This is a genomic window from Caldicoprobacter sp. (assembly GCF_047459465.1).
In the GTDB taxonomy this organism is placed as follows: domain Bacteria; phylum Bacillota; class Clostridia; order Caldicoprobacterales; family Caldicoprobacteraceae; genus Caldicoprobacter.
Map to the genome: position 1 here is coordinate 1 of NZ_VSCO01000028.1, position 16,196 is coordinate 16,196.

General features: G+C 47.9%; 15 protein-coding genes. 5 read left to right on the forward strand and 10 right to left on the reverse strand.

The window, feature by feature from the left end; genetic code table 11:
- The 3 genes from FWJ59_RS03245 to FWJ59_RS03255 all read right to left on the reverse strand — a co-directional run.
- A partial coding sequence (locus tag FWJ59_RS03245) for an ATP-binding protein (protein WP_414480558.1) occupies window positions 1-1,075 on the reverse strand: 1,075 nt, incomplete at its 3' end.
- Window positions 1,072-1,641, reverse strand: a complete 570-nt coding sequence (locus tag FWJ59_RS03250) for an HAS-barrel domain-containing protein (protein WP_414480559.1) — start codon at window positions 1,639-1,641, stop codon at window positions 1,072-1,074. The genes FWJ59_RS03245 and FWJ59_RS03250, both read right to left, overlap by 4 nt.
- A gap of 15 nt (window positions 1,642-1,656) precedes the next feature.
- On the reverse strand, window positions 1,657-2,841 hold the full coding sequence (locus FWJ59_RS03255; RefSeq protein WP_414480560.1) for a DNA double-strand break repair nuclease NurA: 1,185 nt from the start codon (window positions 2,839-2,841) through the stop codon (window positions 1,657-1,659).
- Window positions 2,842-3,466: 625 nt separating this feature from the next.
- Here FWJ59_RS03255 and FWJ59_RS03260 point away from each other — a divergent pair.
- The 3 genes from FWJ59_RS03260 to FWJ59_RS03270 all read left to right on the forward strand — a co-directional run bounded on the left by FWJ59_RS03260 (window position 3,467) and on the right by FWJ59_RS03270 (window position 6,162).
- Window positions 3,467-4,648: an MGDG synthase family glycosyltransferase gene (locus tag FWJ59_RS03260; RefSeq protein WP_414480561.1), complete on the forward strand. Its 1,182-nt coding sequence runs from the start codon at window positions 3,467-3,469 to the stop codon at window positions 4,646-4,648.
- A gap of 344 nt (window positions 4,649-4,992) precedes the next feature.
- On the forward strand, window positions 4,993-5,598 hold the full coding sequence (locus FWJ59_RS03265) for a polysaccharide deacetylase family protein (RefSeq protein ID WP_414480562.1): 606 nt from the start codon (window positions 4,993-4,995) through the stop codon (window positions 5,596-5,598).
- Window positions 5,599-5,601: 3 nt separating this feature from the next.
- On the forward strand, window positions 5,602-6,162 hold the full coding sequence (locus FWJ59_RS03270) for a YkoP family protein (RefSeq protein ID WP_414480563.1): 561 nt from the start codon (window positions 5,602-5,604) through the stop codon (window positions 6,160-6,162).
- On the opposite strand, the gene FWJ59_RS03275 is transcribed toward FWJ59_RS03270, so the two are convergent.
- The 3 genes from FWJ59_RS03275 to FWJ59_RS03285 all read right to left on the reverse strand — a co-directional run bounded on the left by FWJ59_RS03275 (window position 6,159) and on the right by FWJ59_RS03285 (window position 9,531).
- A complete protein-coding gene (locus FWJ59_RS03275) occupies window positions 6,159-8,030 on the reverse strand; it encodes a hypothetical protein (RefSeq protein WP_414480564.1) in 1,872 nt (623 codons plus the stop codon). The genes FWJ59_RS03270 and FWJ59_RS03275 overlap by 4 nt on opposite strands.
- Window positions 8,031-8,118: 88 nt before the next feature.
- Window positions 8,119-8,943 carry a TPM domain-containing protein gene (locus FWJ59_RS03280; RefSeq protein WP_414480565.1) on the reverse strand — a complete coding sequence of 275 codons (825 nt, stop codon included), beginning with the start codon at window positions 8,941-8,943 and terminating at the stop codon, window positions 8,119-8,121.
- 12 nt (window positions 8,944-8,955) lie between these two features.
- A complete protein-coding gene (locus FWJ59_RS03285; RefSeq protein ID WP_414480566.1) occupies window positions 8,956-9,531 on the reverse strand; it encodes a LemA family protein in 576 nt (191 codons plus the stop codon).
- Window positions 9,532-9,882: 351 nt separating this feature from the next.
- Here FWJ59_RS03285 and FWJ59_RS03290 point away from each other — a divergent pair, with 351 nt between their 5' ends.
- A complete protein-coding gene (locus FWJ59_RS03290; protein WP_414480567.1) occupies window positions 9,883-10,581 on the forward strand; it encodes a zinc metallopeptidase in 699 nt (232 codons plus the stop codon).
- 51 nt (window positions 10,582-10,632) lie between these two features.
- Here FWJ59_RS03290 and FWJ59_RS03295 read toward each other — a convergent pair whose 3' ends face one another.
- Both FWJ59_RS03295 and tdh read right to left on the reverse strand, forming a co-directional pair.
- Window positions 10,633-11,823 (reverse strand): glycine C-acetyltransferase, encoded by a 1,191-nt coding sequence (locus tag FWJ59_RS03295; RefSeq protein WP_414480568.1) that lies wholly within the window; start codon window positions 11,821-11,823, stop codon window positions 10,633-10,635.
- 17 nt (window positions 11,824-11,840) lie between these two features.
- Window positions 11,841-12,884, reverse strand: a complete 1,044-nt coding sequence (gene tdh / locus FWJ59_RS03300) for an L-threonine 3-dehydrogenase (RefSeq protein WP_414480569.1) — start codon at window positions 12,882-12,884, stop codon at window positions 11,841-11,843.
- A gap of 259 nt (window positions 12,885-13,143) precedes the next feature.
- Between tdh and FWJ59_RS03305 the strand changes: the two genes are divergently transcribed.
- Window positions 13,144-13,704, forward strand: coding sequence for a helix-turn-helix domain-containing protein (locus FWJ59_RS03305; RefSeq protein ID WP_414480570.1), 561 nt, complete (start codon window positions 13,144-13,146; stop codon window positions 13,702-13,704).
- 127 nt (window positions 13,705-13,831) lie between these two features.
- Here FWJ59_RS03305 and tyrS read toward each other — a convergent pair whose 3' ends face one another.
- Window positions 13,832-15,058, reverse strand: a complete 1,227-nt coding sequence (gene tyrS, locus FWJ59_RS03310) for a tyrosine--tRNA ligase (protein ID WP_414480571.1) — start codon at window positions 15,056-15,058, stop codon at window positions 13,832-13,834.
- 163 nt (window positions 15,059-15,221) lie between these two features.
- On the reverse strand, window positions 15,222-16,127 hold the full coding sequence (locus FWJ59_RS03315) for a DUF368 domain-containing protein (protein WP_414480572.1): 906 nt from the start codon (window positions 16,125-16,127) through the stop codon (window positions 15,222-15,224).
- Window positions 16,128-16,196 lie beyond the last annotated feature (69 nt).

The following is a 16,196-nucleotide window of genomic DNA, read 5'->3' on the forward strand; positions in this document are numbered from 1 at the left end:
CCAGCATATAGGCCAGCATGCTCCTTTGATGGCCAAACTCCAGCACCACGTTCATTCCGCTATCCAAATACTGCATTATTCGCTCTACCGCGTCATCTGCCGGATTTTCCTTTATAAAGGGCAGCTTCTGCAGCCTAAACAGCTTGCGTTGTAGCGCCTGCAGCGCACCCGCATGAGCCCCTGTATTTTCGGCAAACTCCTCTATGGCAAAGGCATCCATATTTAAAAAGGTGATCAGCCAGTCCTGCCCCAGATGCTTTTGGAGCACATATATTACCTCCAGGGCGGTGGGGTTTAGGTTCAACTCCTCCCGCACCATCACGATATCCTCGGCTTCGATGGAGCGGTAAGGTATCTCCACTACGAAGTCTGGGTGCACTCCTCGATTGCGGGAAGACTCCGGGTCCAGGGTAAAAATGGCCACCTTGGAGCCAAACAGCTGTTTCAACCCCTTGGCTTTCTTGCGCGTCTCATCCTCGTCCTCGCCTTCCCAGCCGTACTCGGAATGCATGTCAAACACCAGCACGTTGCACAGCCCACTCTTTATCATGCCGCACAGCATAATACGGGTGTAAAAGGTCTTGCCGGTGCCCGACTTACCAAATATGCCGTTGGACCTCTCTATGAACTTCTTAAGGTCTATGCATACCGGTATGTGGTCCATATCCAGGGGAGAGCCCACATGGAAATGCGTCCTATCGGGCCGCCCGAATATCTTGAAGACGTCCTCCTCCCGCGCTTCACGGACGCGGGACAGGTAAGAAGGAATGCTCTTTACAGGCTGTACCTTGTTGTCCTCACGCCTTATGGCGATCATGGGCTGAATCTTCACCTTGTCTATTATGCCGGTACCTCTGACCACCTCATTGAGAAGAGGATTGTCCGACAGCGTCTCATAAAACGCCTTGGGATTGGCCGCTTCAATATCCTCATCTACCACCATGGAAAAAAAGTCGTGGGTCCTGCCTTCCACCACGCAAAAGGTGCCCACTTTGATCTCTTCTATATTCTCGCCTATATCCAACCTTACTTCCAGACCACCTGAAAGTGAACCCCTGAGGATAGTTCCCTTCATGTTATATCCACCCTCTCCAAAATGGACTTAAGCCTTTGGGTGTCGTAGTTGAGCATTTTCAGAAGCTCGCGCCCTACCCTTACTATATATTCCCGCGGATCGGGATGAAGTCGGGCTGCCGTGCGAATGGCCGCAGCCGTCAGCTCCTCACCGTTACCCGCAGGGCTATTGAGCGTCTTCTCCAAAAACCCTATGTGCTGCGAGATGACCAGCACCTCGTCATCACCGGCCATTTCCACAGGCAGGTGAAGGCTTACGTGTGTGGGTGGGTAATATGGATGATATCGCCCGTCCTGAGCATAGCCCACCACAACGCAGGAAAATTCGGTGCGAAGCAGCTCAAAGATCTGCGGCTGCTCCATCTTGAGTTCATGAATGGACTTGAAAAAAGCTTTTGCCTTGCTCATGCCGTCCAAACTACCCGTATAAGCTCCCGACACGATGCCATATACCCGCAGCTCACCATCGTTCACCCTCACAAATGAGCCATAAGCGGGCACTTGATCGTACCTGACCGCTTCAGCCACAAACTCGGCCGTCCTGCTCTCTATGATCTCGCCTATCACCGCATGCACCCCTTTCTAAAAAATCCTGGTCCGCTTGCGCAGCTCTTTATTGGTGACGCGGCTGGCAAGCCCTCGCTTGACAAACTGACCCTCCACCATGCGATAGAAAGCCTCCCGCTCTTCTCCCTTTATCACTGCAAAATGGTGCGCCTCCTGTAAGGCTATGGGATATCCCATACCTTTTTGTGCTTGATCATACACCACCCAATGGAGCATATTAAGCAAGCTCTCGTCCTCCAGCACGTAGTCGGGCACCTCCACGCGGGCTATCTCGCTACCGACGTTGACGTAGAAAAACCCTATGCGGTATAGCGGCCATTCACGCCGCGGCAAAGTGTTTATACCGCCGTAAAAGCATGCCGAACGCTCCCCCGGTTTGAGGATACGGGCAAACAGGGTGGTATCCCTCAAACCCTCCAGCCTGTGGCAGGGTGCAGCAGCGTCGTTTCGATATTGACAGCTGGCGCAGTTCATGACGGGCTGCGTACAGTCACCCGCCCGTAAAGTGTTCACCACAAGGGAGGTACGGGAACCCGATATGTACCCTGCCACCGGAATGCCCAAGCTCTGCCCCAGTTTAAAGGTATCCATAAAGTGTGGAGCAGTAAAGCCGCCTATATCCTTCTTAGCAGATGCAGCCTTATCCCACGAAACGAGGGTACCGTCCACCAGCGCCACTGCGGGGATGCCCTCTTTTCGATGGTTTAAAATCAAGTCTTTAAGGTGCTCAGCCTCCATGGCAGCACGCCTTTCAGCCACATCCTCTCCGCGCAGCAGAAACACTTCCAATTCTCCCTGCTTGTACAGGTCCTCATTCCTATAATACAGGTAAGGCAGGCTGTCCATAAGGGGTGGATCCCCTGTACCGTAATGCAGCACAACCCTGCCTATGTTGAGCACGTAACACAACACGATCTCGTGCGTATCCACATCGATTTGCGAGCCGTCCACCGCCATAACGGTATGGACGGAAGTAAATTGCGGAAGGGGGAAGGCCTCATCCAACCTGCCTTTAGGAAAGGCTACAAAAAAATGGTGGGAATCCGAATCTATTTTTTCCATATAAGCCCGCGGATTTTCCCTAAAATGGGTGACGGCTTCCAGCAGGTAGCGCTCTTTTTCCTTTAGCTGCTGCATCTCCTTTTGCTGTGCCTGCACCATCTCCATCAACTGCAGGCTTATCTTGCTCAAATCCAGCATATTCACACTCTCCCGTATCATCCCTGGTTTTCCATTATATTTAGACTTTTATAGCTCTAAGATGGTTTCAGCATTCAATGCATCAAAAGCCCAGTTTAATTCTATCCCATCTCCAGCCATTTGAATCCCCACACAAATCGAAAGTTTCCAACTTTATACATGTTAATACAATTTCAATGCCTTAACTGATGGTGAAAGGCACAAAGGCGTATGTGCATGTCCATCAGCCAATTTTCTTTTGCAACTGCATTTTCCAAATTGGTTTTGAATAGCCAAAGTAGGCTCTTATATTAACGATATTAACAAAGCATGCAAGGGTATATTTTTAATATCATACATGAATAATACGATATAATACCCTATCACCTAATATTCTATCACCTCTCAATAGAATGTTCAAAACCATTTATAGTTTAATTTATTATATTTAAGACATTTAAGACTAGGAAATCGAACTGGCGTTTTGATGGGCTTTACCAAAAATACATTATACAAATATTAGGGGTTCTGGTATAATATAATTTGTATTGAAGCGGTATAAGCTTAGGCAAGCAGGGATAATGGAAAGGCAGCTTAAATTTGGCTGAACAGAAGCAAGGCTGGATAAAAGCGAGGTGAATGGTTTATGGCTTCCAGAACAGGTACCGGATGCGACGTGCTAATATTTTCTGCCAGCTACGGAGCAGGACATTACCAGGTATCCAATGCTCTGGCCACAGCCATAAAGCAGCAGCGTCCCGATTGGAACGTTGAAATTTGCGACTTCCTAAATCTCATGAACCCGGTTTTCAAGCAAACGCTGCTGTTTGGATACCACCAGGTCATCAAACACTTTTCGACCGGGTACAAATGGTTTTACGAAGCTACGCGCCATTTGCCTCCTGATTCCAGATGGCAACGCATGCTGAACCAAATGGGTAAGCAAAAGCTGCTGAAAGCCATATACCACCGTTCGCCCAGCGTCATAGTGTGTACTTTCCCCCATCCGGCCGGAGTATTGTCCTACCTCAAATCCCGCGGCTACATAAACATACCCCTTATAACGGTGATTACCGATGTGGCTTTCCATAGCCAGTGGATTCATCCATGTGTGGACGCCTATATACTGGCAGCCGACGTCGTAGCCAAATACTTAAAACGGAAAGGCATACCTCCTTCGCGCTTGTACGTCACCGGCCTTCCCCTACGTCAGGAGTTTATGGCCCCTTGCCATGACCCTTCCATCTGGGAGCGGTATGGCCTGAAGCAGGATCTCTTCACTCTGCTGATGATGGGCGGGGGATGCGGCCTTCTCTCGGATACCGAATACATATGCGAAACCCTGGCAAAGCTCGATCTGCCCATGCAGATCATAGCGGTGACGGGCACCAATTATGCGCTGGCCAAAAAGCTGAAGGATATTTCTCAGCATTCCAAGATGCCCTTTTGCGTACTGGGCTATGTGGATAACGTAGCCGAGCTGATGGAGATATCCCACCTTTTGCTGACAAAAGCAGGAGGAGTGACAATATTTGAAGCCCTGGCCAAGAAGTTGCCCATGCTGATATATAAACCCCTACCCGGTCACGAGCAGACCAACGTCCGCTTCCTGCTGCGCTATAAAGTGGCCATGCAAGCCAATGATGCCGATGAAGTGATCAAGACCATAATCGATTGCATAAACGATCCATCCATACTGAAAAGCATGGCACAGGCCATGGAACCCATATCAAAGCCCTTCGCCGCCAGGGATGCCGCCCATATAATAGTGCAAATGGCCGAGAATTACAGGAATGCTTCTCAGCAACCCGAGCTGTTTATATCATAAAACTGACCTATAACCTATGGATGTAACCAAAGCATAAAACAGGACATTGTTCCCTTCAAGTATGCTACAAATGGAATTGCACCATCATCGCGCTGTAAATTACGTATTTTATGATGTGCAACCCCCTCCACTGTAATTGGAAAAAGCCATTATCGCTGCCAAAAAGATAAGACAGTTTCCAAGAAAGAATAAACGGACCCAAGAATAAAGGATAAAAGTCAAGTTTTATCAAGAAAGGATTGTAAAAAATGCTGATGTTCACATGCATAACAGCAGCAATTGCAATATTTGCCGTTTACTGTTTCATACCAAACTATTGGATGCGCAACCGTTCAAAACGGGTGATGCGATGCGGACAGGCCAATAAGCCATGGATAGCCCTCACTTTTGATGACGGGCCCAATCCTATATATACGCCCAAGCTGCTGGATATCTTAAAGGAGGCCAATGTAAAAGCCACTTTTTTTGTCGTTGGCCAGCAAGCGCTCAAGTATCCCCATATACTCAGCAGGATACACCGCGAGGGGCACAGCATGGGCTGCCACTCCTTCTCCCACCGCCATGCATGGCTGATGTCACCATGGCATACCTTTAAAGACCTCAAACTGACCTGTCAGGCCATTGAAAGCATTCTGGGGTACAAGCCGCGGTGGTACCGACCCCCATGGGGCATGTTCAACCTTTGCAGTGCCACCGCGGCTTGGAGGCTGGGCCTTAACGTCGCTTACTGGTCCATCGAAGCACAGGATTGGGAGGCTAAGACCACAGCCCAGCACATATACGATACCGTCATCTCCCAAGCACGGTCGGGATCCATAATAGTGCTGCATGACAACAGAGGAGCTCCCGGGGCACCTGCTAAAACCCTGGAAGCCCTCCCCTTGATCATCAACACGTTAAAGAAAAATGGCTACACGTTTGTAACCCTTGACCAACTGAAAGGAGATTAGGACATGATTAAAAGGCTGATAGCTCCCATCTTCATAGCGTGGGAAAAAATATTTTCCAGGTTACATAACATTTATACCGTTGAAAATTCCCCCTATGGCCTTTTAAGGATGAGCGTCCATCCATACAGCGGCCACCCTCTTCCGTTGGAGGATGGTTCCACCCTCCAGCCCGGAGAATACGTGGCCGAGCTTCACATCTCCAACACCGTCATATACAGCGGTAAAGTGGGAAACGTGACGGTGGCTTCGGACATACACCTGCTTCCCCTTTTCAGGGAGGAGATGCACAACCTGGCACGGCTCGCTCGCGATGGCAGGCTAGACCCGCGGGTAAAGGCTTTATGGGGCGTTACGCTGTTTGGTCCAGGGGTAAAGCGCATGGGCTTTCAAACACGGCCTCTACCGCCCGGCAAAAACAGCACCATGCTCAAAGCCTGGATGGGATTTTTGCGCTGGATATTCTCTCCACCCACCGCTCGGAAGCGCTCTAAAACAAGCGCCGCCAGGCAACCCCAGGAATTCTGGATGTCCATAAAATACCTTATTGAAAAATACGGCGATTAGTTTTTGCCTACAGCTCTGTGCTTCAGATTTCTTCTCCTTCTGAAGAAGGGCAGTGAATCGCGCATCAGATAAATCAAGGTCCCTGCCGTCAGGATGATTAAGAATATCACGATGGTAAAAGCAACTTTAAGAAGGCCTATCATCCTCCCCGAATCCAATCCAAGCTGATTTTTTTCATCAACAGGTATCCCTACCGTCACCTCAAAGTTCTGGCTTCTAAATTCCAGTTCATTTCCCTCTTGGTCTTCTGCCTTCACCACCACAACAAAGGAACTGGTCTGCTCCACGCTAAGGTGTGACAGGGTGAAGGTCTGCTCTTCCCCGGGCCCCAATACCAGCAGGCTTCCCATCGCGATGTTTCTCCCCTTAGCCGAATCTTCAATGAAGACTTCTATATTTTTCAGTTCTACCTCACCATCATTCTTTATGGTACATTTTACCTGAACCGCTCCTGCCTTGTCTAATGTGGCCGGGTCCACTTCAACATCGATGGATACATGGGCTGTCTTATCAGGCTCCTGGACAGGGATCAGCAGCTCATCAGCTTCGTATCTATAAGGGGCACCAGTCAGCTCGTCCTTGGCAGTCAGAACGGTCTTGCTAATTATGCCGTCGTCATCCATTTGCCTTTCCACCGAAACCACTTTTTCCTCGCCAGGCTTCAGGCTGTTAAAGGAGGCTATGTTCCCCAGCTCGGGTTCATCCACCGAAACATCCTTCAACGTCACTTTACCAGTATTGCGAATTATATATGCCAGGGTAACGGTATCTCCCGGCGCTACCTCTTGGGGCTCAAACTTTCTCTCTATCTCTACTTTAACTTCGACCTTGGATATATCCGCGGTGTAACTTGCCTGCACCTTTCGAGCTCCGTCCTCGGATACTCCGCTGCAGGTTATCGTGTACTGTCCTGCTGAGTCAATTGTGGTCTTATAGGTTGCCGTAGTTTCTTGACCCGGAAGCAGCTGGACTATCTCATAAAAGACCTTGCCCTTCCAGTCGGTACACTGAATATCCCGAAGGGTAACGTTACCGGCATTTCTGATCTTGAGAGTAAATGTCACCTCTTGGGCTGAGGTGATTTGTTGTTTATCAACGCTGCCTTGGACCTCCAGAGAATATACAGGTTGTGGCTCTTCCACTTCGACTTTGAGCCTTGCATCCGGAAATTCCTGTAGTATATCTCCTCGAACCGACATGGGGTCCTTATATCTCAATATGAGATAGCTTTCGGTAGTGTCTTCCAGCTTGAACTTCTGCTTCACCCTTTTCTTCTGGCCTGGCTGAAGCTTCGAAATTGTGCCCAGCTCACCAAGCTGGCTGTCGATGACAACTATATCCGTCAGAACCACGTTGGAGGTCGATTCCACTTCTGCCAAGTATTCAACTTCGTCGCCCTTCTTTACCCGGGACGCACTGGCAGCATATTTTACGTTAAACCCAATGTTAAAGATATCGAAAACGCCTTCTCCTAAGACCACCCATTCGTCTTGGCCTTCCACCTGATACTCCACTAAATAGATCACATAGCCATCTATGGCCCTGTAATCTTCACCCTCATGGATACTGCTTATTTCCTGTTCTTCCCCTGGCGCGATGGTCCTCTCCAGTAATGAGACTTCCTTTCCGTTGGTAACACGATTGTACAGCTCCTCCCTTATGCGCACCTTAACCGGGCTATCCATGGAATTCGTTATATTGTAAATGATCTGAAAGGGCTCTCCCGGCTTTACCGTAGTAGGGCTCATTTTTACCGACATGGTAACCTTACCCTGTGCCAGTACCTCTGTATCAATCAAAACCGGTTGACAGATCATCACAATAATCATCATAACGGTTAATATCTTCCAAAACCTTTTTTTAAGCATCATCTTCCTCCCCTACCTCGCTTACCGTTTAATCCAAACCATCGCACAAAGTCTCGATATCTCTCTACGTACTTAACAAGCCACACTTTTACCAGCGCCGCGAGCTTCCTCCGCCTCCGGCACTGCCTCCTCCGCCGAAACGGCCACTTCCAAAGCCTCCACCACCAAAGCTGCCGCTCTTAGGGCCCGAGCCAAACCAGCCCCCATATCCCCCTCTGCCTCTGGAACGGAGTAGGGCAGAGATAATAGCACCTCTGAAGACGGCCAAATCGAAAGAGATAAATACTATGGCGAGTATCAACCATAGTATAAACCTTACCAAAGAGGAATCATCCTCTTCAGGTTGCTCATAAGGCAAAGTTGGCTCTTCAAGGGGCTTGCCGTCTCCAACCAGTTTATCCGGATAGCCGTACTCCAGATATATTTCATTGACTATCGCATCAAACCCCGCAACGATCCCCTGGCTATATCGGCCCTCACGAAAATGCGGGACCATGTATTTATCCTGTATCCTGCCGGTCTTACCATCGGTGAGCACCCCCTCGAGGCCGTACCCCACCTCAATCCTGGATTGCCGGCCCTTTACATCGATGAATATGAGCACGCCGTTATCCTCGCCCTTTTGGCCAATCCCCCAATCCCTGAACAGCCCGAGGGTATACTCCTCCAGCGGCACATCACCAATTCCCGCCATGGTCACAACAACTACCTGAGCCGTTGTAATATCCTCCAGCTCCCTTGCAACCCTTAGGATATGCTCCTCGGCATCGGCATCCAGGACATCGGCATAGTCATTGACATAAAAAGCCTCGGTATGGGCTGGATAGCTGTCCTGTACAGCGCTACAGGCAGCAAACAACAGCGCAATGGCGAATATAAATATGACTATCCTCAAATCCTTCATGCACTTCATGGTCAAACATCCTTAATCCCCAAATAGCTCGCCTACATCGGGAGCCTGCCTGGCATCCTCGGACGCCTCAAAATATTCGGCGCGTTCAAATCCAAATATACTGGCTATGATATTGGTGGGAAACCTTCTGATGGCGGTATTGTACTCTCGAGCTTTTTCGTTGTAATCCCGCCTTGCAACGGCAATCCTGTTTTCGGTACCAGCCAGCTCATCCTGAAGCTGGATAAAATTCTCATTGGCCTTAAGTTCGGGATAATTTTCCGCTATGGCAAGTAGCCTGGACAAAGCGCTGGCAACTTCAGCATCCGCCTGCGCCATGCTCTCAACGGTGGTAGCACCGGCCAGCTTTGCCCTAGCTTCAGCAATCTGGGCAAACACCTCCGATTCATGGGCAGCGTACTTCTTTACGGTTTGCACCAGATTGGGTATTAAATCGTTTCGCCTCTGAAGCTGGTTGTCTATCTGGCTCAAAGCCGTTTGTACCTCTTCGCTCTTTGCTACCAAACCATTGTATCCGTTTATTACCCATATAATAAGCAAAATGAGGACAACTCCTATAACCAAAACCGCTTTTACCCAATTTTTCATGCCTTTACCCCCAAATCTAAAAGATTTATATATTCGACAACTTTATAACTATTCTATCAGACATTTATATACCATTACAAGTAAGAAAACGAAGCTACGTTTATCCTTTCATTTATATGCTCCACCAGAAGCTTGTTATGAACCTTTAAATAAAAATTGATCCTTAAGGAGTTTGTATTGTTCAAAATTGGCATAGTATATGAGCAATATAATTAACATAACATATATGAAAGAAGAGAGAATTTTTTGACCTTTATTGACTTTTATCCCCTGATATGGTAATATATTTTTGACAAAAGGAGTGAACACCTGTCCCATAAAAAGACAGGTATCTGAAAGGAGCTGAGGTGTATGCCGCTTTTTTGGTACGATCCCACCATGATATTGCTTCTCCCGGCAATCTTGCTAGCGATGTATGCTCAATTCAAAGTACAAAGCACATTTGCCAGATACTCCAGAATTCCTGCACGCAGTGGCCTGACAGGCGCTGAGGTAGCTCGAGAAATTCTCCGCAATAACAGGATTTACGATGTGAGAGTTGAGATGACGCCCGGCATACTTACTGACCACTATGACCCCCGCAATAAGGTATTGAGGCTTTCTCCACAGGTATATAACTCCAGCTCTCTGGCTGCCCTGGGCGTGGCAGCCCATGAAGCCGGACATGTGATGCAGCATCAATATGGGTACGTGCCTTTTAACATCCGTACCCTAATCGTACCGGTGGCTGCCATCGGTTCGCAACTGGCTTTCCCTCTATTGTTTCTAGGTTTGATCCTTGGACTTAAGGAACTGGCACAAATAGGAGTTATAGCCTTTAGCGCAGCAGTACTGTTTCAGCTGATCACCCTTCCTGTAGAATACAACGCTAGCAGCAGGGCCATTGAAGCGCTGGAGGTTGGCGGGTATCTTACCAGGGAAGAAACGCCCCATACGCGCAAGGTATTAAATGCCGCGGCTCTTACTTATGTAGCAGCCACTTTAACGGCCATATTGCAACTACTCAGGCTCATGCTGATATCAGGATTTTTCGGGCGAAGGGACGATTGATGATATAGAAGCATAATAGCATTGACAAAAAGTCGGGGCTAAAGCCCCGACTTAAGTTTGCTCGCTTAAAACTCTTTTCAACACGTCAATGGAATAATCGATGTCATCATAGGTTAAAGCGTCGGATACCTGAATTCTTATTCTGGCCTGCCCTTCCGGAACTACCGGATACCCAAACCCTACCACGTATACCCCTTCTTCCAACATCCTTGCGGCAATCCTCATGGCCTTGGCGGTATCGTAGATCATAATCGGAATGATAGCGCTGTCACCTTCAAGGGTTGTAATGCCGGCTTTTTTCAGCTGATCCCTAAAATACTTGACTTTTTGGTGCAGCGAATGCACCTTTTCAGGATGCTCCTCTAAATATTCCAGGGCTGCAAGGGCAATGGCGGCCAATACCGGCGGTAAAGAATTGGAAAACAGATGTGGCCTTGACCGTTGTATGCATAAGTCGATGATCTCTTTTGGCCCTGCGACAAATCCGCCTCCCGCTCCACCCAAAGCCTTACCAAACGTACCAGTTATAATATCCACCTGTCCAAGCATATGGTAATATTCGGCAGTACCGCGGCCGGTATCGCCTATGACACCCGTTGCATGGGAATCGTCTACCATAACGACGGCATCGTATTTTTTTGCCAGCTCCACAATCCCAGGAAGAGGCGCAATATCTCCTTCCATAGAAAAAACCCCGTCAGTAACGATAAGGGCCACGCCGCCCTGTGCGGTAGCCTCCCTTAACTTTTCCTCAAGGGAATTCAAGTCGGCATGGCGATATACCAGGCGTTGCACTCCTTTTGAGACCAGCCGGCATCCATCTATAATGCTAGCGTGATTTAATTCATCGGATATCACGGCATCTCCCGGATTCAATAAAGCCGGAATGACGGCTGTATTGGCATTCCAACAAGAGGTATATGTGAGGGCCGCTTCGGTACGAAGAAATTGTGCCACTTTATTTTCCAACACCCTGTGTATATCGTATGTCCCGCAGATAAACCTCACGCTGGCAGCTCCTGCCCCATACTTTTTAAGCGCTTCAATACCTCTCTCGATGATCTGAGGATGGTTTGCCAATCCCAGATAGTTGTTAGAACACAGCATAACGACATCGCCATATCTTTCAATGGTGCTTCTACCACTTGCAGAGGATACGAGATACTGGTACTCCTTGTAAGTGCCCTCTTTCTTCAACGAATCAAGCTGTGCCCTGATCCTCTCATAAAGCCGTCTGCTCATATTATGAACACCCCTTTTTATTTTGAAACTTTGAGCAAAACCTTTATTGCTCTATTGGCCTCCATTTCCAGAAAACCCTTCTCCACATCTTCAAAATCCAATACATGGGTAATGATGGGATCAATCAACTTTCCGTTTTGTAAAAGAAAACTTTCGCATTGGTACCAGGTTTCAAACATCCTTCTGCCGGTAATCCCCCTCATGGTAACCCCTTTGAATATCACCTGCTTGGCCAAATCGAGTTCCACTTCACGGGGTGGGATGCCAAGCAAGCTCACCTCGCCGCCATTGCTCACAAGTTCCAATCCCAACCTCAAGGATTGGCTGTTTCCACTCATCTCCAGGAAGACATCCGGCCCCAGCCCATCGGTATACTCCATTATCTTTTCCTTTACATCGGCATCATAAAAATCCAGCACGTAATCGGCTCCTACCTTAAGGGCAACCTCCCTCTTAAAAGGACTGGGTTCTACCACTATAACCTTCTTTGCTCCGTTTACCTTGGCAATGGGGATGGCAAAAAGCCCTATGGATCCTGCACCGGTAATAAGAACGTTCTTCATGTTTACAGGCTGTGCCATGACGGTATGCATGGCATTCCCTAAAGGGTCGAATAGAGCACCATAAAAGTCAGGAATATCAGGATGTACTGGCCACACGTTGCTTGCAGGAACGCATACAAACTCAGCAAAACAACCATCCCTATCAACGCCCAATATCTCCACATCTTTACAGATATGTCCTTGCCCATTCCTGCAGTATCTGCAATGCCCACACGTTATATGCCCTTCAGCCGATACCCTCTGCCCTATCTGCAAATGTCTTACATTCTCACCTACTGCATATACCGTCCCAATAAATTCATGGCCTATGACGAGAGGAGGTTTGAGCCTGCTCTCGGCCCAAAGATCCCACTTATAGATATGTAAGTCGGTACCACAAATCCCCACAATTTTCACTTTTATGAGTACCTCATCAGGCCCTGGTTGCGGAATGGCAACAGTAGTGACCTCTATCCCCCGTCCAGGGCCTGGCTTTTTCACAGCTTTCATGGTTGCCATATCAAATCCTCTCCCAGCCACTTTGTTTAACATATTGAACTACTAGTTGATTATATTAAATAAAATATGCACTGTCAATCCAAAGAATTCTTAAAATTTTTACGATTGACCTGCAAAATGCGCCGCAGCTATAATACAATTGTGACCATAAATACGAAAGACAAAATCAATTGAGCCACACATGCCTTAAACGAAGCTGTGTCCCTTTTTAAAAACTAACTATAGCAAAAATTTAATTCTTATAAGGCAGGGAATCATAATGGACAAAAAACAACCCCCAGCGATAGGGAAAAACATCGCCACTTACAGAAAACAAAAAGGGATGAGCATGGATGAGCTGGCCAAGAGGTCAGGGGTATCAAAATCCATGCTATCCCAAATAGAACAGGAGAAAACCAATCCCACAGTGGTCACGCTGTGGAAGATCGCCAATGCCCTCAACATACCCGTCGAATACCTGTTAAAGACTCAAACGGTTTCGAAGATAGAAGTGCTCAGGAAGGACGATGCTCCCATCTTCTATTCAGAGGATGGTTCATGCCTTATACGGGTAAATTCACCCGTGCACATGATAGACAACCTTGAACTCTATGACATGACCTTTAAGCCCAGGGGCAAGCTCCATTCAAAGCCCCATTTCCCCAACGCTGAGGAGTTTTTAACCGTCATCACCGGAAAATTCAAGGTCACCGCCGGTGAAAGCTCGGCCATATTGAACGAAGGAGACACGGGAAGATACAAGGCCGACAGGGAACATACCATAGAGAACTTGACGGACCAAGAGGCAAAAGCCTATCTAGTGGTGTGGTTTCCACAATGATCTTGACGTAATTGCATGTACATCGCGTTTTATAGCCGCCAAAAGGAAAACCGCTCTGTTAAAGAGCGGTTTTCTGATTTTCCATTTTCCTTACCATCAATGCAATTTCTCTCAGCGCAAAACAGCCCTATTTCACCACTATCCTGTGATAGGTCTTCTTACCTTTTCTGATGAGCAGGCTGCCATTCTGAAGGTCCTGCTGGGTCAATTGACGCTCTATGCTGTCCACCCGCTCGCCGTTTATATACAGCCCACCCTGTGCAATCAAGCGTCGGCCTTCACCCTTAGATGGGATAAACCCTATCTTATATAACAGATCAATCACGTTGGCATTTTGCCTGTATTCTTCCATAGTAATCTCGGTTGTGGGTACGGCATTCATGTCCCCGCCACCGCCAAATAGGGCTTCGGCAGCCGCCTGCGCCTTTCTGGCTTCCTCCTCGCCGTGTACATTTTTGGTGACCTCGTATGCCAACACCTTCTTAGCCTCGTTTATCTTCTCGCCGGGAAGGCTTGCCAGGCGGTTGACCTCTTCCATGGGCAAGAAGGTCAAAAGCGCAAGGCACTTCTTTACATCTGCATCGGCTATATTTCTCCAATATTGATAGAAATCATATGGGCTGGTTTTGTTGGGATCAAGCCAGATAGCGCCTGCTCTGGTCTTGCCCATCTTTTGCCCATCGCTGGTGGTAAGCAGGGTAAATGTAAGGCCGTATGCCTCGGCTCCCTCCACCCTGCGGATGAGGTCAACTCCGGCCAAAATGTTGGACCACTGGTCATCACCGCCCAATTGAAGCCGACAGCCGTACCTCCTGTAAAGCTCAAGGAAGTCATAGCTCTGCATCAGCATATAATTAAATTCCAGGAATGACAGCCCTCGTTCCAACCGGGATTTAAAGCATTCGGCAGTCAACATCCGATTTACCGAAAAATGTATGCCTATCTCCCTCAAAAACTTCACATAGTTAAGGTTGAGCAGCCAATCGGCGTTGTTGACCAGAATGGCTTTGCCTTCAGAGAAGTCCAAAAACCTTGAAAGCTGTTTTTTAAAAGCCTCTGCATTCCTGGCAATGGTCTCCGGAGTCATCATCTCGCGCATATCGGTACGACCGCTGGGGTCACCTACCATGGCGGTGCCCCCGCCAATGAGGGCGATAGGCCTATGCCCGGCCCGCTGCATATGCATCATGACCATGATTTGAATGAAATGTCCCACGTGCAAGCTATCAGCCGTTGGATCGAAACCGATGTAAAAGGTGACGGGTTCTCTGCCCAAAAGTTCCCTTACCTCTTCCTCGTGGGTAACTTGCGCTATATAGCCCCTCTCCTTCAGCACATCATAAACGTTTGTCACTTCGATTCCTCCAACATTTAATATTTTACTTAAATGATTGGCTTTTCACAAAATTTTAATCTATATGTTCCACAAATTCAAGTCCCTGGCCGGCAATTTAACAAAGCCCACCTCATCAGGCTTAACCAACTCGATGCCCATGAAGCATTTACAGATCTCTCCTCTAATAGTTTATCTTTCGAAATCTCGGTTTCTTGATGCTATGAACATCTGCCCCTTCTGCCTGTTTGTCGGTAAAATCGCCTAGCTTTTCCATCCCTAGAGAGATGGCATAGCCGCCTACAAAAAATATGACGCTTAACACTATTTGCCCTATGCTTGAAAAACCCGAAGGTATAATGAGAAGGGTGGAAGCCACCACTATGCCAAGAACGATGTAATTGGCTATATGCTGATATTCCCTGAGCATAGCATTGACAAACCTGGACAGCATTATTGCCGATAATATGATGCCTAGCAGTAAGGGCAAAATCACGTCCATCCTCATATCGGCAATGCCGGCCGCCATAGGTTGATAAAGCCCCAGGAATATGAGTATAGAAGATGAACTTAAGCCCGGTATTACCAAGCTCAACCCCCATATGACGCCGCACACAAAATACCATGCGATGTTGGGAGTGATTACTATGGCTTGCCCTGTCTTCAAAGAAGATAAAAGCGCATAAAATATGACCAGGCTGACGACAAAGTACGACCACGAAACTGTCCCAGCACCCTTTTTCTCAACCTCGCGAAAGAGCGAAGGAAACATGCCTGCAATGAGCCCAACGAATAGAGAGGCCGCCAGTGTCGAAGAAACCTCAAAAATCACTTCCACTACCCTTGCCAACCCCAGAAAACCTATCCCCCACCCTATCATTATGGGTATAAACAGCTTATAATATTTGATGAGGGATCGGATGGGATTGGAGAGCAAGGCTATCATGGGTTGATATATGCCGAATACCACGCACAGCACGCCTCCGCTGATGCCCGGTAAAATGGCGCTGCTCCCTATAAGGGCTCCCTGTATTATTCGCAATATCCACAATCTAGCTGAAAATTTCCAATGAGATAGTCTTCTTCCCATAATCTTACATCACTCACTCGTAAGGAGTATATTGTGCTGTTACACTTTTATATATTAGCAAATATTGAA